General features: G+C 43.6%; 27 protein-coding genes and 1 tRNA gene. All 28 read right to left on the reverse strand.

The features are described from left to right. Positions 1-310: 310 nt before the first annotated feature. Positions 311-1,171, reverse strand: coding sequence for a polysaccharide deacetylase family protein (locus ACSQ8P_RS21820; RefSeq protein WP_436237101.1), 861 nt, complete (start codon positions 1,169-1,171; stop codon positions 311-313). A gap of 180 nt (positions 1,172-1,351) precedes the next feature. After that, entirely contained in the window at positions 1,352-2,440 is a 1,089-nt protein-coding gene (locus ACSQ8P_RS21825; protein ID WP_436237102.1) for a prephenate dehydrogenase, read from the reverse strand. Between the two features lie 27 nt (positions 2,441-2,467). Next, positions 2,468-3,568, reverse strand: a complete 1,101-nt coding sequence (hisC, locus tag ACSQ8P_RS21830; protein ID WP_436237103.1) for a histidinol-phosphate transaminase — start codon at positions 3,566-3,568, stop codon at positions 2,468-2,470. A gap of 16 nt (positions 3,569-3,584) precedes the next feature. Then, on the reverse strand, positions 3,585-4,400 hold the full coding sequence (gene trpA / locus ACSQ8P_RS21835) for a tryptophan synthase subunit alpha (RefSeq protein ID WP_436237104.1): 816 nt from the start codon (positions 4,398-4,400) through the stop codon (positions 3,585-3,587). 3 nt (positions 4,401-4,403) lie between these two features. Then, positions 4,404-5,597: a tryptophan synthase subunit beta gene (trpB, locus tag ACSQ8P_RS21840; protein WP_436237105.1), complete on the reverse strand. Its 1,194-nt coding sequence runs from the start codon at positions 5,595-5,597 to the stop codon at positions 4,404-4,406. After that, on the reverse strand, positions 5,594-6,292 hold the full coding sequence (locus ACSQ8P_RS21845; protein WP_436237106.1) for a phosphoribosylanthranilate isomerase: 699 nt from the start codon (positions 6,290-6,292) through the stop codon (positions 5,594-5,596). The genes trpB and ACSQ8P_RS21845 overlap by 4 nt, the downstream gene beginning before the upstream one ends. A gap of 25 nt (positions 6,293-6,317) precedes the next feature. Beyond that, positions 6,318-7,112 (reverse strand): indole-3-glycerol phosphate synthase TrpC, encoded by a 795-nt coding sequence (gene trpC / locus ACSQ8P_RS21850; protein WP_436237107.1) that lies wholly within the window; start codon positions 7,110-7,112, stop codon positions 6,318-6,320. After that, a complete protein-coding gene (gene trpD / locus ACSQ8P_RS21855; protein ID WP_436237108.1) occupies positions 7,102-8,142 on the reverse strand; it encodes an anthranilate phosphoribosyltransferase in 1,041 nt (346 codons plus the stop codon). Before trpD ends, trpC begins: the two co-directional genes overlap by 11 nt. Before the next feature lie 21 nt (positions 8,143-8,163). Next, a complete protein-coding gene (trpE, locus tag ACSQ8P_RS21860) occupies positions 8,164-9,711 on the reverse strand; it encodes an anthranilate synthase component I (protein WP_436237109.1) in 1,548 nt (515 codons plus the stop codon). A 292-nt stretch (positions 9,712-10,003) separates the two neighbouring features. Continuing rightward, positions 10,004-10,390 (reverse strand): chorismate mutase, encoded by a 387-nt coding sequence (aroH, locus tag ACSQ8P_RS21865; protein WP_436237110.1) that lies wholly within the window; start codon positions 10,388-10,390, stop codon positions 10,004-10,006. Positions 10,391-10,393: 3 nt separating this feature from the next. Then, on the reverse strand, positions 10,394-11,488 hold the full coding sequence (gene aroB, locus ACSQ8P_RS21870; protein ID WP_436237111.1) for a 3-dehydroquinate synthase: 1,095 nt from the start codon (positions 11,486-11,488) through the stop codon (positions 10,394-10,396). A gap of 1 nt (position 11,489) precedes the next feature. Continuing rightward, positions 11,490-12,653: a chorismate synthase gene (gene aroC, locus ACSQ8P_RS21875; RefSeq protein ID WP_436237112.1), complete on the reverse strand. Its 1,164-nt coding sequence runs from the start codon at positions 12,651-12,653 to the stop codon at positions 11,490-11,492. Positions 12,654-12,919: 266 nt separating this feature from the next. Further along, on the reverse strand, positions 12,920-13,084 hold the full coding sequence (locus tag ACSQ8P_RS21880; RefSeq protein ID WP_164483568.1) for a hypothetical protein: 165 nt from the start codon (positions 13,082-13,084) through the stop codon (positions 12,920-12,922). Positions 13,085-13,176: 92 nt separating this feature from the next. Then, positions 13,177-13,959 (reverse strand): CheR family methyltransferase, encoded by a 783-nt coding sequence (locus tag ACSQ8P_RS21885; protein ID WP_436237113.1) that lies wholly within the window; start codon positions 13,957-13,959, stop codon positions 13,177-13,179. 122 nt (positions 13,960-14,081) lie between these two features. Next, positions 14,082-14,525, reverse strand: a complete 444-nt coding sequence (gene ndk / locus ACSQ8P_RS21890; RefSeq protein WP_436237114.1) for a nucleoside-diphosphate kinase — start codon at positions 14,523-14,525, stop codon at positions 14,082-14,084. 106 nt (positions 14,526-14,631) lie between these two features. Further along, positions 14,632-15,609 (reverse strand): polyprenyl synthetase family protein, encoded by a 978-nt coding sequence (locus ACSQ8P_RS21895; RefSeq protein WP_436237115.1) that lies wholly within the window; start codon positions 15,607-15,609, stop codon positions 14,632-14,634. Further along, positions 15,606-16,469, reverse strand: a complete 864-nt coding sequence (locus tag ACSQ8P_RS21900; RefSeq protein WP_436237116.1) for a menaquinone biosynthetic enzyme MqnA/MqnD family protein — start codon at positions 16,467-16,469, stop codon at positions 15,606-15,608. Before ACSQ8P_RS21900 ends, ACSQ8P_RS21895 begins: the two co-directional genes overlap by 4 nt. Then, positions 16,450-17,064 (reverse strand): UbiX family flavin prenyltransferase, encoded by a 615-nt coding sequence (locus ACSQ8P_RS21905; RefSeq protein WP_436237117.1) that lies wholly within the window; start codon positions 17,062-17,064, stop codon positions 16,450-16,452. Before ACSQ8P_RS21905 ends, ACSQ8P_RS21900 begins: the two co-directional genes overlap by 20 nt. Next, positions 17,061-17,936: a UbiA-like polyprenyltransferase gene (locus ACSQ8P_RS21910; protein WP_436237118.1), complete on the reverse strand. Its 876-nt coding sequence runs from the start codon at positions 17,934-17,936 to the stop codon at positions 17,061-17,063. Before ACSQ8P_RS21910 ends, ACSQ8P_RS21905 begins: the two co-directional genes overlap by 4 nt. 7 nt (positions 17,937-17,943) lie before the next feature. Continuing rightward, positions 17,944-18,699, reverse strand: coding sequence for a demethylmenaquinone methyltransferase (locus ACSQ8P_RS21915; RefSeq protein ID WP_436237119.1), 756 nt, complete (start codon positions 18,697-18,699; stop codon positions 17,944-17,946). A 13-nt stretch (positions 18,700-18,712) separates the two neighbouring features. Beyond that, entirely contained in the window at positions 18,713-19,528 is an 816-nt protein-coding gene (locus ACSQ8P_RS21920) for a heptaprenyl diphosphate synthase component 1 (RefSeq protein ID WP_436237120.1), read from the reverse strand. Positions 19,529-19,678: 150 nt separating this feature from the next. Then, entirely contained in the window at positions 19,679-20,212 is a 534-nt protein-coding gene (locus tag ACSQ8P_RS21925) for a hypothetical protein (protein ID WP_436237121.1), read from the reverse strand. Positions 20,213-20,334: 122 nt separating this feature from the next. Then, entirely contained in the window at positions 20,335-20,589 is a 255-nt protein-coding gene (mtrB, locus tag ACSQ8P_RS21930) for a trp RNA-binding attenuation protein MtrB (RefSeq protein WP_436237122.1), read from the reverse strand. A 70-nt stretch (positions 20,590-20,659) separates the two neighbouring features. Then, a complete protein-coding gene (locus ACSQ8P_RS21935) occupies positions 20,660-21,586 on the reverse strand; it encodes a phosphatase PAP2 family protein (protein WP_436237123.1) in 927 nt (308 codons plus the stop codon). Positions 21,587-21,692: 106 nt separating this feature from the next. Continuing rightward, positions 21,693-21,766 (reverse strand) — tRNA-Pro (locus ACSQ8P_RS21940). A 161-nt stretch (positions 21,767-21,927) separates the two neighbouring features. Beyond that, a complete protein-coding gene (locus ACSQ8P_RS21945; protein ID WP_056614405.1) occupies positions 21,928-22,200 on the reverse strand; it encodes an HU family DNA-binding protein in 273 nt (90 codons plus the stop codon). A 247-nt stretch (positions 22,201-22,447) separates the two neighbouring features. Beyond that, positions 22,448-23,926 (reverse strand): stage IV sporulation protein A, encoded by a 1,479-nt coding sequence (gene spoIVA / locus ACSQ8P_RS21950; RefSeq protein WP_056614411.1) that lies wholly within the window; start codon positions 23,924-23,926, stop codon positions 22,448-22,450. A 249-nt stretch (positions 23,927-24,175) separates the two neighbouring features. Beyond that, on the reverse strand, positions 24,176-24,919 hold the full coding sequence (locus tag ACSQ8P_RS21955; RefSeq protein WP_436237124.1) for a hypothetical protein: 744 nt from the start codon (positions 24,917-24,919) through the stop codon (positions 24,176-24,178). Positions 24,920-24,940: the final 21 nt, after the last annotated feature.

The raw sequence follows: 24,940 nt of genomic DNA on the forward strand, positions 1-24,940 counted from the left end.
AAAATGTGAGTGCGAAATTTGGCAAATAATAAGCCTCTTATCTATTCTCGATTCATGACGAGATTCCTGCTAGATTCGACAAATTGTTGGATAAAGTTCATATTTCAAGCATTACTCTACTATCGACATAAAATCGCATTCCTTTTATATGTATTTAAATAAAGACAAAAAGACAAAAAAAAACCGCCGAATCGGCGGTTGCACTTATGGTGCGATTATCGGATAGGAGTGGAGAGAAACCATACTGTACTTTTATTATATGTATACGGTTTCATTCTGTCAACACTTTTTTGAAAACGTTTACCATGAATCATTTTGAGCTGGCTAATTGTGATTGTTCTCTCTTAGCCTGCTTGATCAAATTGCTAATGGAATGCGGACGAACAAAAGGACTTCCTCCGTTGATTCGCGGTATTTGCATCGGATCCGTCCATTCTGAAGCAATACCGGCTTTCGTTGTAAAAGCGTATTGGATTCCTGCTTCTTGCAAGTATGAAATCGTCGTATCATCGTAGCTACCATACGGGTAAGCATAAGAATCCACATTTTTTGAAGCATTCAGCTCCTTGAGTTTGGAAATACATTTGCGAGTATCCTGAATAACCCGACTCTTAAACTCAACCTCGGTTTCTAGCTTTCCATCTAGAATAACCTTATTGGATAACATAGGCTTTCCATCTTTCATTGCATGAAGCTCATCGGAGTGCCCTTGGAATTCAATATTAGGGTTTTCACTACGCATCTGTTTAATCTCATCTTTGGATAAGGACACCAGCTTCGGCCTTTTGGGATCATCCAAATCTTTCGTAATGACGAAATTTACAGCAGGGATTTGAAGCTTCTTTAGAATTGGATATGCGTATGTATAGAAGCTTTCGTACCCATCATCAAATGTGACAAGCAACGCATTATCCGGTATTGGCTTTCCTTTGGTTTTGAAATCCTTAAATTGGTCCAAGGTAATGAAATGGAACCCTTTCCGTTGTAACGATACTAACTGCCGCTCAAACAGCCTCGGCGTGATTGTGACAGAGCTCTGTTCAAGTTCGTCAATGTGGTGATAGACAAGAACGGCAACCTCATTGGAATAATACACATCTTTCGCACTTACTAAAATGGGTGAAAAATTAAGCAAGACAATCATGACCGTTAGGATGCTTACGATGAACATTCGGTACTTCAGATCAACCGCCCCATAACAATAAATAGTGTATAAATAAATAATAAGACCCATTATAACATGAGCCTTTAGACCTGTGAATCCGTAACATAAATATAACAAAAGGACTTCCTCTGCGATGGCGAATGCCAACACAATGAAAGTCCAGAAATGATAAAAATTATTCAAAATTTATGCGTGCACTGCATATTCTTTGCCTAACAACTCCGAAGCGCGATCCGCTTCCTCTTGGTTACGGAAAGACAATCGGAGAACCCCTGGTACATCTTCTCGGCTCTCGATAATTTGAATATTACTCAAATTGATTCGAGCATTTCCAAGCAGCGATGTAATGGAACCTATGATACCCGGGTGATCGGGTACATCCACGTAAATATCATATAGTGAAGTTAGAACACCCTTACGACGTTCCGGTAACTTGCTGCGGAATTCTCCAGCAATACGGAACTGCTCCGCAATCCCCTCACCATTGCTTTGCTCAATCAGCTGAACGAAACGAGAAATCTCATCATTCCAATCCTTGAGCAGCTTAAGTAAAACTTCACGATTGTTAACTAGAATATCACGCCATATCGTCGGTTCGCTTGAGGCAATCCGAGTAATATCTCGAAAACCGCCTGCTGCCAAGTTTTGATACAAGGGATTACTCTCATTATAGCTTCTTACTTGATTTACAAGTGCGACAGCGATAATATGCGGTAAATGGCTGATAGCACCGACAATGTCATCATGTTCACGAGCATCGACTTGCACGATTTGCGCTTTAGTATGACTAAGAAGACTTGTCAGACGATCCACTTCAGCCTGAGGTGTATCTTTTGCTGGAGTTAATACATAGAAAGCATTCTCATACAGGTGCGACGAAGCAGCTTCCACTCCGTGCCGCTCAGAGCCAGCCATCGGATGACCACCGATAAAATAGTAGCCTTCCTTCAAGTGCGCTGCTGCACTTTCTGTGATTGAAGCTTTCGTACTGCCCACATCCGTAATGATACAGCCTTGTTTCAAAGGCAGCTTCATCAACTTCTGAACATATTCCTCCAAGTTACCCACGGGCACACACAGGAAGATATAATCAGCCCCATCCACCGCTTCTGCCATATCGGTAGTTGCATAGTCGACAACATTCCGTTTCAGCAGCTTTTGGACGGAGTTCGGATTGGGCGAATGACCGACAACGGTAAAGTCTGGTTTTCCTTTATAACATAAGGCAAGAGATCCACCAATCAGACCTACTCCGAATATTGCTATTTTCGTCATGACAAGAATCAACCTTTATCTTCTGAATTAGACTAGAACTGGAACCTCTGCAAGAACTTCCGTAAGAGCCGCGATGAATTTTGCATTTTGCTCACTTGAACCAATTGTGACACGCAGTGATGTTGGGAAGCCCAACATATGACCACCACGAACGATTAGCCCTCGACGCAATAAACCGTTGAATACGTCTGCCGCTGGACGAGCTACGTCCACCATAATAAAGTTTCCATGTGCTGGGAACGATTGCAGCCCAAGTTGTTTGAACTGTTCTTCTAAGTAGTTTAAACCAGATGTATTTGCTTCACGACAGCTTGCGATGAAATCTTGATCTTTAATTGCCGCAAGTGCAGCAGCTTGTGCGAAGCGAGTCGTATTGAAGGGCTCACGCACTTGATTAATCGAACGAATGACATCTGGATGCCCAATACCATAACCAATTCGAAGTGAAGCAAGCCCATAGATTTTGGAGAAGGTACGCAGGGAGATCACATTCTTGTATTGACCAATAAGCTCAATGCTATCTGGGAACTCACCTGTTGTGTTGTACTCGCAATAAGCTTCATCAAGAACAACAATCGTATGTGCAGGAACTTTAGCTAAGAAAGCTTTAATTTCCGCATCTGTATTCATCGTCCCTGTTGGGTTGTTCGGATTACAGATCCAAACAATTTTTGTACGATCAGTAATGGCAGCAGCCATGGCATCCAAATCATGCGTACCATCCTTCAATGGAACCTCAATGGAAACCGCACCCTCAATTTCACAATTGTGTTTGTATTGCGGGAATGTGTGTGAAGCCATGACGGACTCATCTCCTGGCACTAGAAAAGCACGTGCTAGCATAAGGATAACTTCATCTGAGCCTGCGCCAAAAATAATTTGATTCGTCTGGACGCCTAATGAAGCTGCTACAGCTTCAGTTAATTGTACGGCGCCTCCATCTGGATATAGACTAATATTAGCTATTTCTGCTTCAATTGCAGCCTTCACATGTGGAGATGACCCAAATGGGTTTTCATTGGAAGCAAGCTTAATCACTTCAGTTAGGCCAAGCTCACGCTTCACTTCCTCAATAGGCTTACCTGGTTGGTAGACTGGCAAATGTATAATGGTTTGTTTCGGTTTCATGAAGTCACCTCATCAATTAGTGGTTCGAACGTTTTAATTGACCTACAAAGTTACCTAATTGTTTAAGACCTTCCGGATGAGCAGCATCCTTTTCGAAATGTGGTAATGCGTTCTCGATCGTGCGAACAATCGCACTCCCTACAACAACGCCATCACACAGCTTCTCAAAGCGTTCAACCTGCTCACGTGAAGATATGCCGAAGCCCACAACAATGGGAACAGACGCGGCTTCACGAACGGTTGTAAGGAAATCTTCAATGCCGCCAAAAAATTCAGCACGCTCGCCTGTTACTCCAAGGGAAGATACACAATAAACGAAACCGCGTGCACTCGCAGCAATACGTTGCACACGTTCATTCGATGTTGGTGCAACTAAAGGAATCAAATGAACGCCATATTTCTCAGCAATTCCTCTTGTCTCACTATCTTCTTCCAATGGAAGATCTGGAATAATGATGCCACTGATTTCATTCTCCTGCATCACTTTGAAAATGCGCTCCAAACCAATTTGGAGAACCGGATTATAATAAGTAAAAAGAATGAATGGCAGCTGTGATCCGCGATTCCTTGCCTGTTTAGCTACATCGATAACATCAAAAATAGAAATTTTCCGTTTCAAAGCGCGCTCAGAGGAGCGCTGAATAACGGGTCCATCTGCGAGGGGATCCGAGTAAGGTACACCAAGCTCGATTAAATCCGCACCTGCGCGTTCCATTTCTAGAATTAGCTCCAAGGACGCCTCAATCGAAGGGTCACCAATCGTTAGAAAAGGGATCATTGCGGTTTCACCGCGCGCTTTGAGTTCTGCAAAACGACTGTCAATACGGTTCATCGCCTATACCCCCTCGCCAAGATAACTAATAATGGATTCCACATCTTTATCGCCGCGGCCTGACAAGCTCACGATAATGATTTGGTCCTTCGACATTGTCGGTGCTAATTTAAGCGTATGTGCAATGGCATGTGCGCTCTCTAATGCAGGAATGATACCTTCTGTGCGACTCAACAATTGAAGTGCATCAAGTGCTTCTTGATCCGTTATTGGATAATAAGTGGCACGTTCAGCATCTTTGAGGTACGCATGTTCAGGACCGATTCCTGGGTAGTCCAGACCGGCTGAGATCGAATGCGCTGGCAAAACTTGACCATACTCGTCCTGAAGCAAGTAGCTGAGTGATCCTTGGAATACACCTGGTGTTCCTTTGGTCATCGTTGCTGCATGCTCCTCCGTGTTAACGCCGCGTCCTGCCGCCTCGACACCAATCAATTTCACTGAAGCGTCTTCAACGAATGGATAGAAAATACCCATTGCGTTACTGCCTCCGCCAACACAAGCAACGACTGCATCTGGCAATCTGCCTTCTGTTTCCAAGATTTGCTCACGGGACTCATCCCCGATCACGCGCTGGAAATCACGAACCATCATCGGATAAGGATGGGGTCCAGTTACGGATCCAAGAATATAGTAAGTATCTTGAACGTTACTTACCCAGTAACGCAATGTTTCGTTACAAGCATCTTTCAATGTGCGCGTTCCTGAAGTAACAGGAATGACTTCCGAACCTAACAATTTCATGCGAAACACATTCAATTGCTGACGCTTCGTGTCTTCTTCACCCATGAATACTTTACATTCAAAGCCCATTAAAGCCGCGACAGTAGCTGAAGCAACACCATGCTGACCTGCCCCAGTTTCCGCGATTATCTTCTTTTTCCCCATCCGTTTCGCTAGTACTGCCTGTCCGATGGTGTTATTAATTTTATGTGCGCCTGTATGATTTAAATCTTCACGTTTCAAATAAATCTTCGCTCCGCCAAGAAGCTCGGTTAAGCGCTCTGCATAATAAAGCGGAGTAGGTCTACCGGAATACTGCTTCTGCAAATAACGAACTTCAGCAATAAATTCAGGATCATCTTTATATTTCGCATAAGCTTCTTCAAGCTCATGTAAGGCATTCATTAATGTCTCGGGCACATAACGGCCACCGAACTTGCCAAATCTACCATGCTGATCAGGTACTTGTGTCACTTACGGGTCACCCTTTCCACAAACGCGGTTATTTTCGCAATATCTTTCACTCCATCTGTCTCCACGCCGCTCGATACATCAACGCCATCAGGAGCATAAGCATCTACTAATTGATCTACGTTATCATGTCGGAGTCCGCCAGCTACTAACAATTGAATGCCAGCAGTACGTGCCCACTCTTGATAAACAGGTATACAATCCCAGGCAAAAGTTGTCCCAGAACCGCCTCCATATACGGGGTCAAAAGTGTCTAATAAGATAGCATCAACATACCCGATATACGGATCTAGTTGCTCAGCTACCTCGGCTAGAGAAGGCATGGAATCTTCTGTTTTGGAGATGGAAACGGATTTAAATACCTGTACACCAAAATGTTCACGAACCCATCCACAGAAAGCTGGTGTTTCCTGACTATGAAGTTGCACAATATCCAAAGGAGCTGCAGCTAAAATTTCGATCAACTGCTCCTTCGTTGGATTGACAAATACCCCAACTGAACGTGGAACTGTCTGACCATTCACCTCTTCAGACTTTAAGTAAGCAATCAGCTCAGCAGCCTTCTCCGGCGTGACCTGTCGCTTGCTTGGTGCAAAAACAAAGCCGATATGTGCTATCGGCAAATGTACGATTGATTTTAACACTTCAACGCTTTGAAGTCCACAAATTTTTACCGTTGGAATCGTTCCCACAGTCATCAAATCCGCCTCTTTCTACCTTTAACTATGCCTTGTTGGCCAGCTCACCCATCAACTGATGAACCGCTTGTTCAACGACGGGTTGACGCATGAAATGCTCTCCGATGAGTACAGCTTGTGCCCCTACTTTCTCAACATAGGCCATATCTTCTACCGTAGAAATACCACTTTCACTCACGACAGTTTTACCCTTTGGCATAAAGCTTATTAATTCTTCCGTTGTACCTAGATCGGTTACGAAGGTTTTTAAATTTCGATTATTTACACCTATCAATTGAGTATCCAGCTCCAGAGCGCGCTCCAACTCTTCACGATCATGTACCTCGACGAGCGCATCTAAGCCAAGGTCCTTGGCTAGGGTCAAATATTGCTTCATTTGCTCTGTTGTCAAAATCGCTGCAATAAGTAGAATGGCATCTGCTCCCAGTAATCTTGCTTCATAGATTTGTTTCGGGTCAATGGTGAAATCCTTGCGTAACAACGGAACATTCACCGCTTTACGCACAGCCTTCAAATAGTCATTACTTCCTTGAAAATACGAAACATCGGTTAATACCGAAATACAATCGGCGCCTGCACGCTCATAAGCCTGGGCCAATCCAACAGGTTCGAAATCAGCGCGAATTAATCCTTTGGATGGCGATGCTTTCTTCACTTCAGCGATTAACCCCATGGACCGCTTTTTCCCCAGCGTTAATGCACGTTCAAAGCCTAAACAAGGCGGAAGCTGAGAAATTAACTTTTCAGCCTCCGCGATCGAAAATTGGCTCATCGCCTCTACTTCAACGCGCTTCGTAGCTACAATTTTATCAAGAAACATGGCATAGTTCTCCTGTGTATTGGATTAAATCATTCAATTTCTGCTCTGCACGTCCCGAATCAATTACTTCCGCTGCAAATTTAACACCTTGTTGAAGTGTGCCTACAAGTCCGGTTACATAGAAGCAAGCAGCGGCATTCGCAAGTACGATGTCCCGATAGGGCCCTTTTTCACCTGCAAAAATATGACGAATGATTTCAGCGTTTAGCGAAGCATCTCCACCGGCTACATCTTTGATACTATGTGCACGAAGTCCTAGGTCATCTGGCGTAATGGTATAGGTCGTGATGATATCTGATTTCAACTCTGTCACCTTCGTAGGTGCGGAGATACTGAATTCATCCAAGCCATCTTCGCTAGCCACAACAAGTGCACGCTTCAGACCGAGTGCTTGCAGCGATTGCGCTAACATCTCTGTCTTGGTTCTATCGAAAACCCCAAGGACTTGGCGATCTGCTCCAGCAGGATTCGTTAGTGGTCCAAGCAAATTGAAAACCGTTCTAAATCCGAGTTCTTTGCGAGGTGCTGCAACATGCTTCATCGATTGATGGTAGGCTTGCGCGAACATAAAGCAAATACCAGTACGCTCAAGACATTTGGCAGCTTGCTCTCCGCTCAGTGTAATCTTAACGCCAAGAGCTTCAAGGACATCCGCACTACCACTTTTACTCGACATCGCTCTATTGCCATGCTTCGCAACTCGGATACCGCCTGCTGATGCTACAATGGCTGCTGTAGTTGAGATATTGAACGTGTCTGCACCGTCTCCACCCGTTCCACAGGTATCGAGGAGATCACTTTGATGTACTTTCACTTGCACAGCTTTGCTTCGCATCGTCTCCGCAAACCCTGTAATCTCTTCAAAGGTTTCCCCTTTGATACGAAGCGCCGTCAACAAACTTCCGATTTGCGCAGGTGAGGCAGCTCCATCCATGATCTCAGACATGACACTACGCGCTTCTTCCCGGGATAAATGATTGCCACTGATTACTTTACCAAGAGCTTGCTGTATCGAAATGGTTCCACTCATGTTCTTCCATGCCCCTTCCTTCTATGAGTTAACAAAATAATCTTTGTTAATATCGCTAACAGGTCTAGGCTCAGGACTGAACATGGCTTCTGCCATACGAATTGATTTCAGCAAAGCCGTCGCTTTGTTCACGGTTTCTTGATATTCACTCTCAGGTACAGAATCCCAAACGATTCCTGCTCCTGCTTGCACATAGGCCTTACCTTTTTTGAACACAATCGTCCGGATCGTAATACAAGTGTCCAAATTCCCTGAAAATCCTAGATAACCAATTGCACCCGCGTAAGATCCGCGAGACTCTGGCTCCAGTTCAGCAATAATTCCCATCGCTCTCAGCTTCGGTGCTCCAGACACCGTACCTGCAGGCATACAGGAAAGGAAAGCATCGAAGAAATCTTTATCCTTCGCAATTTTACCAGACACATTTGAAACGATATGCATCACATGTGAATAGCGTTCAATATCCATAAATGTATCACATTTGACCGTTCCAAATTCGGAGACACGCCCAATATCATTTCGGCCTAAATCAACCAACATCAAATGCTCTGCACGTTCTTTCTCGTCGGCAAGCAACTCCAACTCAAGTGCGTGATCTTCCTCTGGTGTTTTTCCTCTAGGTCTTGTTCCAGCAATCGGCCGCGTCTCTACTTTTTCTTCCTCAACTCGTACTAACAGCTCTGGAGACGTGCCCACGATCACCTCGTCGTCCATTTTCAGCACATACATATAAGGAGATGGATTCATTGTTCGAAGCACACGATACACCTGTAAGGGAGAAACCGTTGTTTCCATTTCAAAACGCTGCGAGAGCACGACTTGAAAAATATCGCCGGCGCGAATGTATTCTTTGGCTTTGTTCACATTGGCAATGTACTTTTCTTTCGTAATATTCGAGCGAATTTCACCCAAATCTGGTTCTGACACGATTGGATTGTGCGTCATCGTGTCGGAACTAAGAGGCCGTTTAATTTTCTCAATCGTGGCATCGATTTTCTCACAAGTTGCTTGATAAGCTTTCGCGATATCCGCATCCGTTGCGAATTGGGGAACATGTAAGTTCGCAATCACTTTGATCTGTTGTTTGAAATGATCAAACACGATGACCTGATCGCAAAACATGAATTGAATATCATTCATTTGTAAGTCATCAATCTGATGAGCCGGTAGTTTCTCATAGTATTGCAATAAATCATATCCGAAGAATCCAACCGCACCACCCGTAAAGCGAGGAAGGTCTGCAAGCTGAGGACTGGAGTAGGAACGTAGGTAAGCCTTCAACACTTCGATCGGCTTCTCATCCGTGATTTTTTTCTCGGACCCAGTTTCGACCGTTGTTTTTCCATGCTTCGCCGTGATCATCAAGAAAGGATCGCTGCCTAAGAAGGAATAACGCGCCCATTTCACTCCTCCTTCTACGCTTTCTAATAGAAAGGCACGAGGCTCTTGATATAAATGTTGGAACACACGTATTGGCGTCTCGGTATCAGCTAGTAAATGACGCACCACTGGGATAAGATTATAATCTTTGGACAAACGAATGACTTCTTGCAATTCAGGTGTATACATGGAAACATCCCCTCTCAGCTTGTGAGCTACTCACCGCAGCGGCGCTCAAAACTCTATTCGAATACAAAAAAACCTCTACCAGGGGTAGAGGTTGACTTTAGTTTCAGTAGACGATCAGGATGAATGTGAAAAAAAGAAAATGAGGGCTGGGTATGAACAAATAGACGATCCCCCTCTGGGAACGATCCAATGGTCATATAGCTGCTGCTTTACTTTTTCTCATCTCAACTCGGCTCTGCTCTACTCGACTAAACTCTGCTCTACTAACCTAAACTCATCTAAGTTCACTATACTACCGGGTAGCTTCATTTGTCAATTTAACAATATCAGGACGAAGTGCTTTCGCTTCTTTCAAGTACACATGGTTAATCTCCGCTTGGGTTTTGGTAGTGTTAACCTGAACCATCAAACGAATACATTTGGGCAATGAATTCTCAACTGGTACTTCCAAGGAGCACATTAGTGGAACTAGCTCCCAGCCAATGAGTGTACGAATCGCTCTTGCTGGAAACGTTGCCGTAATATCTTCCGTAACTGTAATGAAAACCGATCCAATATCTTCTGGAAGGAAATCATTAGCTTCTACAATTGCTTGCAAGAGCTCACTCGTTGCTTTTAAAATTTCATCTGCATCATTCTGTTCAACCGTTGTCGCGCCGCGAATTCCCCTTAAGTACATCGGTTATTTCTCCCCTTTTAGAAGGTCAACAATCTCTCTGACTTGCTGTGAAGTAACATCCTTACGGATCTCGACTTTACCAATTTCGGTCGGGATGATATACACCATCGTACCTTCTTTGAATTTCTTATCATGCATCATAGCACTCATAATGCGATCTGTATCTAAATGTGCCGGTATGCTCACCGGCAATCCGTATTTCACAAATAAACCTTTGGTCACTGTATGGATGTCCTCGCTGTAGCCAAACTGCTGTGCGAGCTTTGCAGCGCCGACCATCCCAATGGCAATGGCCTCCCCGTGCAGCAGCTCTCCGTAGCCCGCTACGGCTTCCAATGCGTGACCAATTGTATGTCCGAGGTTTAGTATCGCACGGAGATCATTCTCGCGCTCGTCCTGCGATACGACGATGGCTTTCACCTGACAACCTATGTATAGCGCATAACTTAACGCTTCTGGATCTAACCCTAACAGCTTGTCTGCGTTTTCATCGCACCACTGTGTAAATGCGGCATCCCAGATCAAGCCATGCTTAATCACCTCAGAGAGCCCTGCCTTCACCTCGCGCTCCGGCAACGTCAAGAGCAAGTCGATGTCGAAAAGGACTAGCTCCGGCTGGTGAAACGCCCCGATGATGTTCTTCGCCATCGGGTGATTGACCGCTACCTTGCCGCCGACAGAACTGTCGTGGGCAAGGATGGTCGTCGGGATCTGCACGAAGCGGATCCCGCGCATGAAGCTCGCCGCAGCGAAGCCGGCGAGATCGCCGACTACGCCTCCTCCGAGGGCTATGATCGCAGAATTGCGATCAAGGCCCGCCTGGAGGGCAGCGGTTACGATTCCCTCGAGCTGCGCGAGGGATTTGGATGTTTCGCCTGCGGGCACGACGCAGGCTGTCGCGGCGAAGCCGCCGTCACGGAGCAGCGTCAGGACGCGCTCCAAGTGCAGTGCCGCCACCGATTCGTCGGTGACGATGAGCAGCGGCGACTTGCGGCTGAGCTTCGCGCGATCGAACAGTGCCGAGATATTGGTAAGAATGCCTTGGCCAATATAAATGGGATAAGAACGTTCTCCAAGCTCTACGGTAAGTTCTCTCATCTTAGTAGTTCTCCACTTGCTTAAGGAAATTCGCAAGGTTCGCACGAATTTCTTCAATGGAGTCTCCACCGAATTTATCTAAGAACGCATTAGCCACTTCCCAAGCGATGACATTCTCCATGATCACGCCTGCTGCTGGCACTGCACAAGTATCGGAACGCTCCACTTGGGCTGTAAATACTTCTTTCGTATCGATATCTACACTTTGCAAAGGCTTGTACAACGTCGAGATTGGCTTCATTACTCCGCGAACGATGATTTGCTCGCCTGTTGTCATTCCGCCTTCGAATCCACCTGCACGATTCGTTCTACGTCTAAAGCCAGTTTCCTCTGTGTAAAGGATTTCATCATGTACGTTCGAGCCTCTGCGCTCAGCAGCTTCAAAACCGATTCCGAATTCTACACCTTTGAAGGCTTGAATCGAAAGAACGGCTTGTGCAATTTTACCATCCAATTTGCGGTCCCACTGTACATGACTACCAAGGCCTACTGGTACACCTTCAATAATCACTTCCACAATACCACCCAATGTATCGCCATCTTCTTTGGCAGCATCGATTGCAGCGATCATCTTCGCTTCTGCTTCTTTATCAACTACACGTACTGGCGATTCTTCTGTAATACGAATGAGCTCATCAACAGGAAGCTCTTGACGCTCTACTTCGACATCCCCAATGCGAATAACTTGTCCAGCTACTTTGATCCCGAACTCTGCTAGCAATTGACGAGCAACAGCGCCAGTGGCTACACGCATCGTTGTTTCACGAGCACTTGATCTTTCCAAAATATTACGCAAATCTTTTTGATTATATTTGAGGCCACCGTTTAAATCGGCATGTCCAGGACGAGGACGGTTCACACGGCGTTTGCCTTCGTTATCTTCTTCAACGGGCTCAATCCCCATAACTGAAGTCCAATGTTTCCAGTCATTATTCACGACGACCAATGCGATTGGCGCACCTGTTGTTTTACCATGACGAACGCCACCAGCAATGGTAGCTGTATCTTTCTCAATTTGCATCCGACGACCACGACCATAGCCTTTTTGACGTCTATGTAATTGATGGTTTAAATCTTCAAAGTTAAGGTTTACATTACTTGGAAACCCTTCAATAATCGCAGTGAGCTGCGGGCCATGCGTTTCACCTGCTGTTAAATATCTCACAATCCGTTACCCCCTAAGAATTTTACGAAGAACATCGAACTCCGTATATAAACATAATAGTATGGAAAAACCGAGCCTACTTACTTCATGTGCCACGGTAAAAACGTTGCAGCACCAAGCACTTTAGCGCTTTGACGCGCGATTATCTGTTGTCATTATAGTATAGCTACTCAGGTTTGGCAACAACACAAATGCAAAAACACGCTTCACAGGTCAGGGACAAACCCTTCCGCGTAAGCGTGTCATCATCTAGACAGGAACTAGTTTTACCCGTGCATAGGTTGCTTCTGGACGACCCTCGGAGGCTCACAAAGCTGAGGATCATTCATAAGACCCGTAATTTGTGAGGAATCAACTCCTAAAATTTGAGCACATTCTTGAATGGAAATCATTCCCCTGCGATAAGCGGTAATCACCTTGCGTTTATCCATGATAGCCCCCTAAGCGTGTATGCATTGTTCAAAGCTTGGCGTTTGCCCCACTTTGAACTGCTACATCTTAGTATTGGAAAATAAGGAAGTTCTTATACTCCTTTTTTCCGATAAAAGAACGTTTCAGCCGCTTCTAGATCATATTGACCAGGGGAAAAAATCTGTTCTGTCGAGCCAACGAAAAGCAGGCCACCTGGTTTAAGAGCTTTGGCAAACTTCTGGTACAGCACATGCTTCGCTTCTTCTGTGAAATAAATAATGACATTGCGGCAAACGATAAGATCGTAACCGCTATCAAAAGTATCAACAAGCAAGTTTTGCTTCTGAAATTTCACCGACTTTTTGAGTTCATCCGATACATGATACATAAGGCCATCTTGCTTAAAATACTTCTTCACATAATTAGCTGGCACATCACGCACGGAACGATCCAAGTACATGCCTTTACGCGCTTTCTCCAAGGCACCATCATCGATATCCGTCGCGTGAAGACTCGTCTCCCCCAACGCCCCTTGTTCAGCCAAAATCATAGCCAGCGTATATGGCTCTTCGCCTGTGGAGCAAGCTGCACTCCAAATCTTCAACCGTCGATTGCGCTTAAGCATCTCTGGTACAAACTTCTGTTCCACAAGCTCCCAACGGTTCGGGTTTCTCCAAAACTCAGAAACATTGATCGTCATCCGATCCAAAAACTCATAGAATAGTTCCTTGTCCTTCATCATCGCTTCAAAAAAAGAAATAAACGTATTGTAACCCCGCTTCATCCGCAAGGTAGTTAATCGTCTCTTCATTTGCGCTTCCTTATACAACGCAAGATCAATGGACGTGTGTTCCTTAATTTTTTTAATAAACAACAAAAAATCTTGATCCTCCATGCTGTCCACCCACCTTGATCATTATGTACCATGATACATTCTGTGTGGATTTACCAAATTCCTTCATAAAAAAACAAAAGAACCTGTATCGTTTCAGATAACAGATTCTTTGCTCCAGAAGATTAGATCCATTCTTGTATGTTTTTTGAATACGTGAAAATTTCGTTAGGCTGAAAAAAGTTATTAATTTCACGCTCGGCACTTTCGGGTGAATCAGACCCATGAATCAGATTGAGATTCGTATGTACGGCATAATCTCCGCGAATGGTTCCTGGTGCGGCTTCCAGTGAATTCGTTTTGCCAATCATGGTTCGCGACAATGTGATTACTTGATCACCATGCCATACCATGGCAAATACAGGTCCTGATGTGATGAAATTCACAAGTCTTTCGAAAAATTCCTTCCCTTTATGCTCTGCATAGTGTATCTCGGCTTGTTCTCGGGAAATGACCGTCAACTTGCTGCCAATCAACTGGAAACCTTTCTGTTCAAACCGTTTTACAATCTCGCCGACAAGACCCCGTTGTACACCATCTGGTTTAACCATGAGAAATGTTTTTTCCATTGAAAGACTACCTCCTTAAAGTTTTCGCCAGAAAACTGACATCGAAAGCATCCACTTAAGTTTTCGTCAGAAAACTGACTTCGTAAGCGTCCACTTCACGTATTCGTTAATAAGATCGATTCCCGATAAAATGAGCGATTTCGATGAGATCTTTCTTCGCTTGATTATCCGGCAGTTTGTCTAATGACGAAATCGCTTTATCAATATATACCTGGGAAAGTCGATCGGCTTCCTTAATGCCAGCACTGCCTCGAATCATTTCTAAGAATCGACTAATACCCGTTTGTCCATCCAGTTTATGTATTCGATCAAGTTCTGTCAATATCATTGGCTTTAAAGCTGGATCTTGCAGGGACAGGATCACGGGCAACGTAATATTCCCTTGCTTGACATCACTACCAGGTGGTTTCCCGATCTGTTTCTCGGTTCCTGTTAAATCCAGAATATCATCCCTAATTTGGAAGGCCATACCTACATTATATCCAAAATTATACAACTTAGTGCTTAACCAGTCTGGAGCCCCTGAAGCCATCGCACCTAATTGGCACGAGATTGCTATTAATAACGCAGTTTTGCGACGAATGCGAAGTAAATAGTCACGTATCGTTTGCTCGGAATTAAAGAAAAAACGAATTTGCTCCATTTCTCCAATGGACATTTCAACAATTGCTTTTGACATGATCTGATGAACTCTCGGATCTGTAATCTGAGTAATCACACCTAGCGCTCTTGCAAAAATATAATCCCCTGTAAACATCGCAATGCGGTTATCCCATTTGGAGCGAACAGTCAATTGACCACGTCTAGTGTTCGCATCGTCAATGACGTCATCATGAACAAGTGAAGCCATGTGAATAAGCTCTAATGGCACTGCTACGTTTTTCATCGTTTGAAGTTCATAATTGCCAAATTCACCAGAGAGAAGAACGAACACAGGTCTAATCCGTTTTCCTCCAGCTTTAAGTAAATGAATCGAAGTTTCTCTTAGTAAAGAGTGATCGTTATTTACACTCTCTTCCAGCTCTTTCTCAATCGCTGAAATATCTCTTCTTTTTCTAGCATATATATCCAACAAATTTTTCATTCGGTCACCCGTGCCACTTTATTATCTTCCCAAATGCCAATCTGAACTGGCTTCGGTAAGAAACCAAGCTCGTAACAGTACTGATAGTACGAATTAAGTCCTTCCCACTGCTCAGCTGCGAAATCATAACACAATGTATGAAAATAATGATGCCAATAGTCGGAAGTGCCACCCACAGTGGCTTGCGCCTCTTCGATCATATACTTCGGCTCGCGATGAGCTTTTTCCTTACTTGCCTTAAATGCATCGAAAATAGTAGATACGAGCTCTGGGTAGGCACGAATCGTTTCCTTGCGGATTGCCCAGACAGCGAACGTCATCCATTTCCCCGTCCATTTGGCCCACTCTTGACCAAGGTCCGTAATCATATACTTTTGATTCCGCCAGCTTTCCTTAATGGCATCATCCCCAATGAGAAGGGCAGCATCTGCTTCCTCCATCATTTGATCTAGATTTGGCTTCGCATATTCGTACGTCGGTTTACCATTATAGAATTTCTCCAGAATAATTTTTAGTAAATTAACGGAAGTCGCAGACGTCGTCGGAAGAATGATTTTCCCGTTCACGATTTCTCGCAAAGGTTTGTCATGGAAAAGTAGAATCGAATTGACCTCACCATAGGAGCTAACGGATAGATCCGGGAAAAGCATATAATCCTCAAAAAATTGACCATATGAAAAAGAAGAAATAGGTCCCATATCAATTTGGCCTTCAGACATGGCTTTATTGAGAGATGTGGGTACCTGTTCAATAATATCGACTTCTGAACTATTCATCAGCTCAGGAAAATAATAATAGATCGGCCACACATTTGTATAATTGATTCGACCTATTCGGATTTTAGGGTCTAGGTTGCTCATCAATATCCCCCCATCTGCGGTACAAGGAATGATCAATCTCCATGCTATCCATTACTTTACCTACCAAAAAGTCAACCATCTCATCGATTGAGCGCGGACGATTATAGAAGGCTGGCATAGCCGGTATCATTCGCACACCCATTCTTGTTAGGGTAAGCATATTTTCTAAATGTATAGCATGCAAAGGTGTTTCCCTTGGCACCAGAATTAATTTTCTTCCTTCTTTCAACATGACGTCCGCGGTACGCTCAAGCAAGTTATCGGACGAACCATGGGCAATGCCAGATAACGTACCCATCGAGCATGGAATAACAACCATCCCTTTGGTTCGAAAAGAACCACTTGCCACGGTCGCACCAATATTCCCTACGGGATGATATTCATACGAGCCAGCTCGTCCCCCGAAGTGCTTCTCAAGTACCTCTACACGTTTTGTTGCACTCCAGTCATGTTCATCCTGTAGAACACGCCATCCCGCATCCGTAATAATTAGATGCACATCTAAACCAAGATCCAACAACACTTCACATAATCGTACGCCGTAGATGGCTCCACTCGCACCCGAAATTCCAATAACCCAGTTTCCGTTGCTCATGAATGCTTACTCACAAGGACATCAAGTAATGTGAATGTGAACATAACTAAACTCAATACCCCATTCATCGTGAAGAACGCCGTGTTTAATTTGGACAAATCCTGCGGTGTAACAAGCCTATGTTCTTTAAACAGCAATATATAAGCAATAACTAGCCCCACCAAATACAGCCAACTTAGATGTGTGATAAAAAATAAGGAGACTAATCCGATTGCAGTTAAGACATGCAGTACACGTGCTGTTAGTAGTGCTGCTTTAATGCCAAATCGACTTGGCAATGAATGCAACCCTTCTTCTCGATCAAACTCGGCATCCTGGCAAGCATAAATGAGATCGAAACCAGCACTCCAGCAAGCAACCGTTAGGAAAAAGATGATCGACGACCATGTAAATTGACCTGTAACCGCAATCCAACCACCAAGCGGAGCGAGCCCCAACGTCAAGCCAAGTACAAAATGGCATGTCCAGGTGAACCTTTTGGTATAGGAATAAATCACAAGAAAGAATACAGCAATGGGTAGAAGCTTCATGGACAATGCACTTAAATGATAGGTTGCCCAAAAAAGAACAGCAAACGAGATGATGATATAGAGAATAACTTGTGGTATTGAAATTAGCCCAGCAGGAATGGCTCGATTCTCCGTTCTTGGATTACGCTTATCAATGGCTTGATCAATTACACGATTCAATGCCATCGCGGCAGTTCTTGCCCCCACCATGGCTAAAGTAATCCAACCGATCTGTCCCCAGCTAGGTAATTGTCCTTGCCATACAACGGAACCAAGAATTGCCCCCATGAAAGCAAAAGGCAAAGCAAACACACTGTGTTCGAATTTAATCATTTCGAGAAAAATCTTTAATTTAGTAAACATATGCGAATTACACTCCTGATTTCGTATTACCTTTAGTCCCTACATGTAACGCCGCCACACCACCAAAGAGTGGATGGGCTTGTACGTGATCTAAACCATTCTTCGAGAAGATGGCCGCGAGTTGCTTATGATCTGGAAATGAAATTAATGATTCCGGTAACCACTTATATTGCTCATATTTCTTAACAATCAATTTACCTAGGAAAGGCATGATATGTCTGAAATAAACATAATATATGGACTTAAATGGCTGCCATGTTGGTTTGGATAGCTCCAAAGACACAACTAGTCCTCCGGGCTTAACGACACGTCGCATTTCACGAATGACCTGTTCAAGATCGGGAACATTACGCAAAGCAAACCCGATTGTAGCAAAGTCAAACGTATTGTCGTCAAACGGAAGACTCATCGCATTTCCTTGTATGAGCTCGACCTGCTGATCTAAGTGCAATTGATTTATTTTCTCTGCACCAATATCCAACATATTTTGGCTAAAATCCAATCCGACCATTTTCCCTGTTTTACTCGCTTGAGCAAGACTAATTGTCCAGTCACAAGTTCCACAGCATAAATCTATTGCCGTTGCCCCAGGTTGTACATTCATCTTCTTCATTGCAAATTTACGCCATGCTTTATGCCGATTAAAACTAATGATATTATTCATCAAGTCATATTTAGGTGCGATACTTTCAAAAACACCATGTACAAATTCTTCTTTACTTTTCGCTTTTTTATTTTCGCTATTCGTATTGCTTACACTCATTCCCCAGGTCCCCTTAAATTTCTTCTAACACTTTAGGATGCTCCCCAGCAAATCGTAAAAAGGGCTCTCCCATGTGAAAGAGTTCACTTTGTAGCATATCCGATTCAAGCTTTTTAACAAAGTCCTGCAATTGCTTTGTTTGAGTGTTAAGCAATTGATACAATTGTGAAGATATATTGTATTTATGCAGAAGTGTACGAACCTTCATCGTATCTACCTCATCACCTTGTACTAGCTTCCGCTCTTCTCGTGTGCCGTTCTGGCTAATATGCCAATATCCCCAACTGCCCCTGAATTTAGAAATTGTTTCCATCCGAAAAATTTCTGAGAACAACAGTTCACATCTTACAAAGCCTCTCAAAATTTCAGGCCATGCTTGTTTGTTTGCCCCATACATGACTTCTGAAAAAGACAAAAAAAGCTGAGATTTTATTTCCACCGTAAGGTGAATGTAATCTTCTGCCGTCAGTTTCAGCTGTTTCATTTTTGTATAGCTGCTCATCTTTAGGCGATTGACTTCACAGATCGCATTTGAAAGCTGCTTAATCATATCGATCTGCCCCGTTTTAGCTAGGAGATGATAAAATCTCGCACTAAAGTAGTCTCCTGCAAGCACTTTTAACTGCCTGGACCTTGATGCCTTCTTCTCCTTGACTTCATTGGAGGCAGTCACTAGATCATGAGTATCAAGTCCTAGCTGGACAAGTGCAGTTGCTACAGTAAATAATTCACTCAATGAGCTTAGTTTGTTATTTTCATTCAAGAATGCAAACAACAGACGTGTGCGCAACTCGGGAAAATCGGGCAAGTCTGTGTGAATTTGGATCATATCATACTCCGTGTACTGTTTAGCGATCTCAGGGATCCGATAAGAATTCATGCAAAAGCCTCCGTAACCGTATGCCAAATATCATTTTATGAAACTCGATGTCTCAATCCAAATTATTATAGCATAACACGTTAATAGAAGCACAATAAATTATAGGGGATACTTTTGTTGCCATTTCGAGGTATACGTGATGCGAAATCGATTCTGAAGCTCTTGCTCCAATTGAATTAAACTAAGCTCCGTCGGCTTCTTCTCCATATCTTTGCCAAATTCACGCTGGGCAACCATAGCCAAGACAAGCTGAGTTGAGGTTGTATCGGCCGCGCCTGAATAGTCTATAATACGTACCCACACCTGATCGACATTTTTGGTATTTACAAGCATCGTCTGTGCAATTGTATACAAATCACGATATACCGCAATCGTCTCTGCATTTTTGGGTAAGCTTAAATCAAGTGACAATCGTGATGTACTCAGTTCCACTTTCCGAATTCGCAGCTGTAGTGGAATTTGAACTAAAAGATCGGCCAAGTTATTTTCTGTAAGCTGTCCCCCTCGATTATTGGACCACGTGTAAGCAGATCCTAAGCCTGAAGAAAGATCCATCTTTGGTAACATGGATAGACTAATCGCAACAACAACCGAAATACCTAGTGTGATCACAATACGCATTGACCATTTCACAAACAACACCTCCTAAGCATATGCAGGAGCCAAATAACCGACAGGTTATCCACAGAAACAAGTCCTATACACCATTGTACATAGAAAAAAAGCAGGCTATGCCTGCTTTTGTCAATAATCTCTTATTCTTCTGTATCAATCGTGCCAAACTTGGTCATAATCAAAGCTTTGCCTCTTACTTTAACCGCGGAAGTATGCTCCGTGAACTGAGCAATCATTACTTCACCCTTGTCTAGCTTCTCTGTATGATGAAAACGTGTGTCTTGTCCACGTGTTAATCCAATCACATGAACACCATTATCTTTCGCTTTAATTACGAAATACTCGTTACCGTTCGAGTTTGACTGATCTGGTTTATTCGATTGTTCCATATCCATCCTCCGTTCTTCCCTAACCTTCATCCCTTACCTAATGATGCCAAAAAAAGTAACCGGAAGTCAACATGTCCTACATAGTTAATTCAGTAGACGTTGATGTAGCGCGTTTCCGATAAAATTGTTTGAACTTCGCTGGCAAAGCATGAGTTGACCCTATGCGAATAAGAAGATCCGTCAATTTAACGGTTCCATAGGCGAATATCATGCCTGCGATCACATCAATCACCCAATGTATTTGCAAATACAAAGTAGAAAAAATAATCGCGGAGCAATACGTAACCATCATATATTTGAAAATTCGATCCTTCTCACGCAGCGCAAGTAACAGCATTGCAAACGAAATGGACGTATGCATACTAGGAAAGCAATTCATAACTGCTACTAATAAGGAGTTTTCATCCGCAAAAACACGATGTAGTAAATCAGGTTGCTTATTTACATACCAAACTTCGTGAAGCAGAATCAGATTATAAAAAGGTAAAATAAGCGGAAATTGCAGCATATGCCCAGAAAGCGCGTAAGACAACATTTTTTTGATACTACGTGTCCAGAAGCTGCGAACAATACAAATCCATAGCGAAAGCACAAAGCCATAGTTGTACACCCACACCATTGCTCTATCCAAAAATGGCGTTGAGATCCACCTTGCCCATCCCCCCGAATTCAACGGGATCGCGTTCATATAGCTATCCCAGCGCCAAGGGTGGCGATTATTTTCAAACATCCAGTTCGCAATTTTCCACCAAAATCCGTTGCCTGTCCCATAAAAATAATAAAAAACACCTAATAGTGGAATACCAAACAGAAAAAAGCGTTTCCAATCTACATCAATCTGATCCTTCCGCACGCCTAATAAACAGATACACAGTAATATCCAACATTCTGTACTCCAGTTACCAACCGTACCAATTCGCCAAATCAAGAAAATAGAAGCAATAATACCGAACATTGTCCAATCCTGTGACTTAATTAGCTCATTCAACTTCAACCTAGTCAACCCTGTACCCCCTACGTAATCCAAGAGATTCAAACACATGAACTTTAAACTCGCTTCGTTTATTGGCAATAGAAAAAGACATCGAACACCGATGTCTCAGTCATAATCGGAGTAACACGATTCGAACGTGCGACCTCACCCACCCCAAGGGTGCGCGCTACCAGGCTGCGCCATACCCCGTTACGTTTACAGCCAAAAATAACGCATTCACTTTTGTTAGTATAGTAGGAGAATTTCAAATTGTAAAGCCATTTTCAGCCAAAACAAATAAAGCCGTTACCCGCATTTAGCGGCCACGGCTTTATAATTATGTAACGTTCAATCCTATGTATAAATACAAATTATTGAATGCCATCTTTAAGTGCTTTACCAGGTTTGAAAGCTGGGATTTTGCTTGCTGGAATATCAATTTCTCCACCAGTCTGTGGATTACGTCCTTTACGAGCAGAACGTTCACGAACTTCGAAGTTACCAAATCCAACCAATTGCACTTTATCTCCACCTTGCAATGCTTCAGAAATTGCATCAAAAACAGCATCTACTGCTTTCGTTGCGTCTTTCTTGGAAAGCTCAGATGTTTCCGCAACTTTGTTGATCAATTCAGATTTATTCATGCCATTCACCTCCCCCCAAAATTTCTCACTACCGTTACTTCCTGTTTTCACCGTTTTCCTAGAAATTATACATAAACTTCTGAAAAATCGTTGATTTTCTAAGCAAAATGAACTTTGAAAGCAGACGAATAAATTCATAGTAATACACTCAGGGAGCAATTTCAAGTATCTATTTCCATTTTATGTGGGTCTTTCCGCTATTAAACGACAAAAAACACCCTTTCGAGTGTTTTTTGTCCACATTTTCCTACAAAATAATGGCGATCAAGCCACCAGAGCCTTCATTGATGATACGTCCAAGCGTTTCTTGAAGTTTGTATCTCGCATTGTCAGGCATTTGGGCAAGCTTGCCTTGTATGCCTTCTCGAACAATCGAATGCAGTGATCTTCCGAAGATATCAGACTCCCAAATCTTCAGTGGATTATCCTCAAAATCCTGCATGAGATAGCGTACAAGCTCTTCACTTTGCTTCTCAGTTCCGATGATCGGTGAGAATTCGGATTCTACATCTACACGAATCATATGGATGGAAGGCGCGGTAGCTCTTAGACGTACGCCGAATCTAGAGCCTTGACGGATTAACTCGGGCTCATCTAACGCCATCTCAGCAAGTGTAGGAGGCGCTATCCCATAACCGGTTGTTTTGACCATTTCAAGAGCCTCAGCGAATTGATCATACTCCCTCTTCGCATGTGTGAAATCCTGCATAAGCTGGAGAAGATGATCCTTCCCGCGAATTTCAACACCAACGACCTCGACGAGAATGCGATCATAAAGTTCATCTGGTGCAAAGAGATCAATTTCCGCTACACCTTGCCCCATATTCAGCCCTGCCAATGCTGCCTTATCGATAAACTCATATTCAGCAAATTGACTGACAACACGATCCACATCACGTAAGCGTCTGATATCCTGTACTGTATCGCGAACGGATGCTTCGAACTGTGTCCGCAGCCAATGATTCTCATCTAGAACCATAACCCAGCTAGGCAAGTTCACATTCACTTCATGAACCGGGAACTCATACAGGACCTCACGAAGCACGGAGACCATTTCTTCTTCCCCAGCGCTAGCTACACTCATTGTTACAACTGGAACATCATAGCGGCTTTGCAGCTCGCTACGCAGCTCAAGTGCAGGCTCACTGTTTGGCTTCTGCGAGTTAATGATCACAATGAACGGTTTCCCGACCTCTTTGAGTTCATTAATTACTCTTTCCTCTGCCAGTACATAGGAAGAGCGCGGAATATCCGAAATCGTGCCATCCGTCGTAACCACAACACCCAATGTGGAGTGTTCTTGAATGACTTTCCGTGTTCCGATCTCAGCCGCTTCTTGGAAAGGAATCGGCTCATCGAACCATGGTGTATTGATCATCCGAGGTCCGTTCTCGTCTTCATAGCCTTTGGCGCCATCGACTGCATATCCAACACAATCAACCAGGCGAACGTTTACGTTCAACCCCTCGGCCACAGAAATTTGAACCGCCGTATTCGGTACGAATTTCGGCTCCGTTGTCATAATCGTGCGGCCAGCAGCGCTCTGCGGGAGTTCATCGGTAGCCCGGATCCTATCCGCTTCGCTTTGAATGTTCGGAAGCACTACAGATTCCACAAAACGCTTAATAAAGGTTGATTTCCCTGTCCGGACTGCGCCGACAACCCCCAGGTAAATGTCCCCTCCCGTTCGTTCTGCAATGTCCTTAAAGATATCCACTTTCTCCAAGAGAATCCCTCCTACAGTTTGGTCGTCAACTGACGCTAGTGACGGTAACAATTGACTACTCGTACATTCATTTGGACTAGTAAAAATATATGTACTTTCGATAGAAATATGATAGATGCGTTCCAACTTTTTTTCGCTCATATTTTATGAAGCACATACGGCTTTCGAAAGAATATATGATCAGTCGGTTGCGCTTATTCTATAAAGACAAAAAAACCTCTTACTCATGGGTAAGAGGTTAACTCAAATTCAATTCTGTGGCATAGGTTGATTATCTTTCCAAGCATATGAAACGCTCCGAATCGGCACGAAATAGGATTTATCTACGAGAATCTGTCTTAGATCTTGATCCGGCTTTAAAGAGCTGCCTAAAGCATTATTCTGAATGAACGTGTTGATATCCATCGCATAATCAATGGATACTTCCCCCGATTGCTTGTTCAGAATGTATGTAATGGCATTTTTTCGATTATAGACAGATTTGATTTCAGGTTCTTTCATCCCTATCAACTTGAAATCAACATACGCAAATGCGTCATTCTGCGAAATCCCCTGTGGCATGTTGCCTCCGTGCTTCGCTATGTAATCATTCACTTTCTTCTGAACATCTTCCACACTTTGATAGGCGGATAGGTCCATTAGCTTCACCACAGGCTTCGATTCAGCATTAACGAGTACATAGATGAACACACCACCGCTTTCAAACGCGTTCGCGGGTACCGTACTCAGCAAATTCGTCTTTTTTAGTTTAGGAAAATCGATCACATACTTCTCGTAGAGTGGCGTCGTCATCTCGCTATTTTTAATGGGAAGTACACCTGTTTTCTCATGATAGGTATCTACAGCTTGTTGAACAACGGTAATAAATTCTGCAGGATTAATTAGATTCTCTTTCCGTAGTTCTTGTGGGTACGCGCAGCCAGTAAGCAAAATAACCAAGATAAGTGCCAGAAGCAAGCTTCTACCTTGGGTTCCTTTTCGTTTTACTTTCAACAATTCAACCATCCTATCTTG

It is taken from the genome of Paenibacillus sp. LjRoot153 (assembly GCF_964253085.1).
Taxonomy (GTDB): domain Bacteria; phylum Bacillota; class Bacilli; order Paenibacillales; family NBRC-103111; genus Paenibacillus_E.

Coding starts and splice junctions, on each gene's coding strand:
- ACSQ8P_RS21820 (WP_436237101.1), bottom strand. CDS start 1,171: ATGTTCATCGTAAGCATCCTAACGGTCATGATTGTCTTGCTTAATTTT.
- ACSQ8P_RS21825 (WP_436237102.1), bottom strand. CDS start 2,440: ATGACGAAAATAGCAATATTCGGAGTAGGTCTGATTGGTGGATCTCTT.
- hisC (WP_436237103.1), bottom strand. CDS start 3,568: ATGAAACCGAAACAAACCATTATACATTTGCCAGTCTACCAACCAGGT.
- trpA (WP_436237104.1), bottom strand. CDS start 4,400: ATGAACCGTATTGACAGTCGTTTTGCAGAACTCAAAGCGCGCGGTGAA.
- ACSQ8P_RS21845 (WP_436237106.1), bottom strand. CDS start 6,292: ATGACTGTGGGAACGATTCCAACGGTAAAAATTTGTGGACTTCAAAGC.
- trpC (WP_436237107.1), bottom strand. CDS start 7,112: ATGTTTCTTGATAAAATTGTAGCTACGAAGCGCGTTGAAGTAGAGGCG.
- trpD (WP_436237108.1), bottom strand. CDS start 8,142: ATGAGTGGAACCATTTCGATACAGCAAGCTCTTGGTAAAGTAATCAGT.
- trpE (WP_436237109.1), bottom strand. CDS start 9,711: ATGTATACACCTGAATTGCAAGAAGTCATTCGTTTGTCCAAAGATTAT.
- aroH (WP_436237110.1), bottom strand. CDS start 10,390: ATGTACTTAAGGGGAATTCGCGGCGCGACAACGGTTGAACAGAATGAT.
- aroB (WP_436237111.1), bottom strand. CDS start 11,488: ATGAGAGAACTTACCGTAGAGCTTGGAGAACGTTCTTATCCCATTTAT.
- ACSQ8P_RS21880 (WP_164483568.1), bottom strand. CDS start 13,084: ATGGATAAACGCAAGGTGATTACCGCTTATCGCAGGGGAATGATTTCC.
- ACSQ8P_RS21885 (WP_436237113.1), bottom strand. CDS start 13,959: ATGGAGGATCAAGATTTTTTGTTGTTTATTAAAAAAATTAAGGAACAC.
- ndk (WP_436237114.1), bottom strand. CDS start 14,525: ATGGAAAAAACATTTCTCATGGTTAAACCAGATGGTGTACAACGGGGT.
- ACSQ8P_RS21895 (WP_436237115.1), bottom strand. CDS start 15,609: ATGAAAAATTTGTTGGATATATATGCTAGAAAAAGAAGAGATATTTCA.
- ACSQ8P_RS21900 (WP_436237116.1), bottom strand. CDS start 16,469: ATGAGCAACCTAGACCCTAAAATCCGAATAGGTCGAATCAATTATACA.
- ACSQ8P_RS21905 (WP_436237117.1), bottom strand. CDS start 17,064: ATGAGCAACGGAAACTGGGTTATTGGAATTTCGGGTGCGAGTGGAGCC.
- ACSQ8P_RS21910 (WP_436237118.1), bottom strand. CDS start 17,936: ATGTTTACTAAATTAAAGATTTTTCTCGAAATGATTAAATTCGAACAC.
- ACSQ8P_RS21915 (WP_436237119.1), bottom strand. CDS start 18,699: ATGAGTGTAAGCAATACGAATAGCGAAAATAAAAAAGCGAAAAGTAAA.
- ACSQ8P_RS21920 (WP_436237120.1), bottom strand. CDS start 19,528: ATGATCCAAATTCACACAGACTTGCCCGATTTTCCCGAGTTGCGCACA.
- mtrB (WP_436237122.1), bottom strand. CDS start 20,589: ATGGATATGGAACAATCGAATAAACCAGATCAGTCAAACTCGAACGGT.
- ACSQ8P_RS21945 (WP_056614405.1), bottom strand. CDS start 22,200: ATGAATAAATCTGAATTGATCAACAAAGTTGCGGAAACATCTGAGCTT.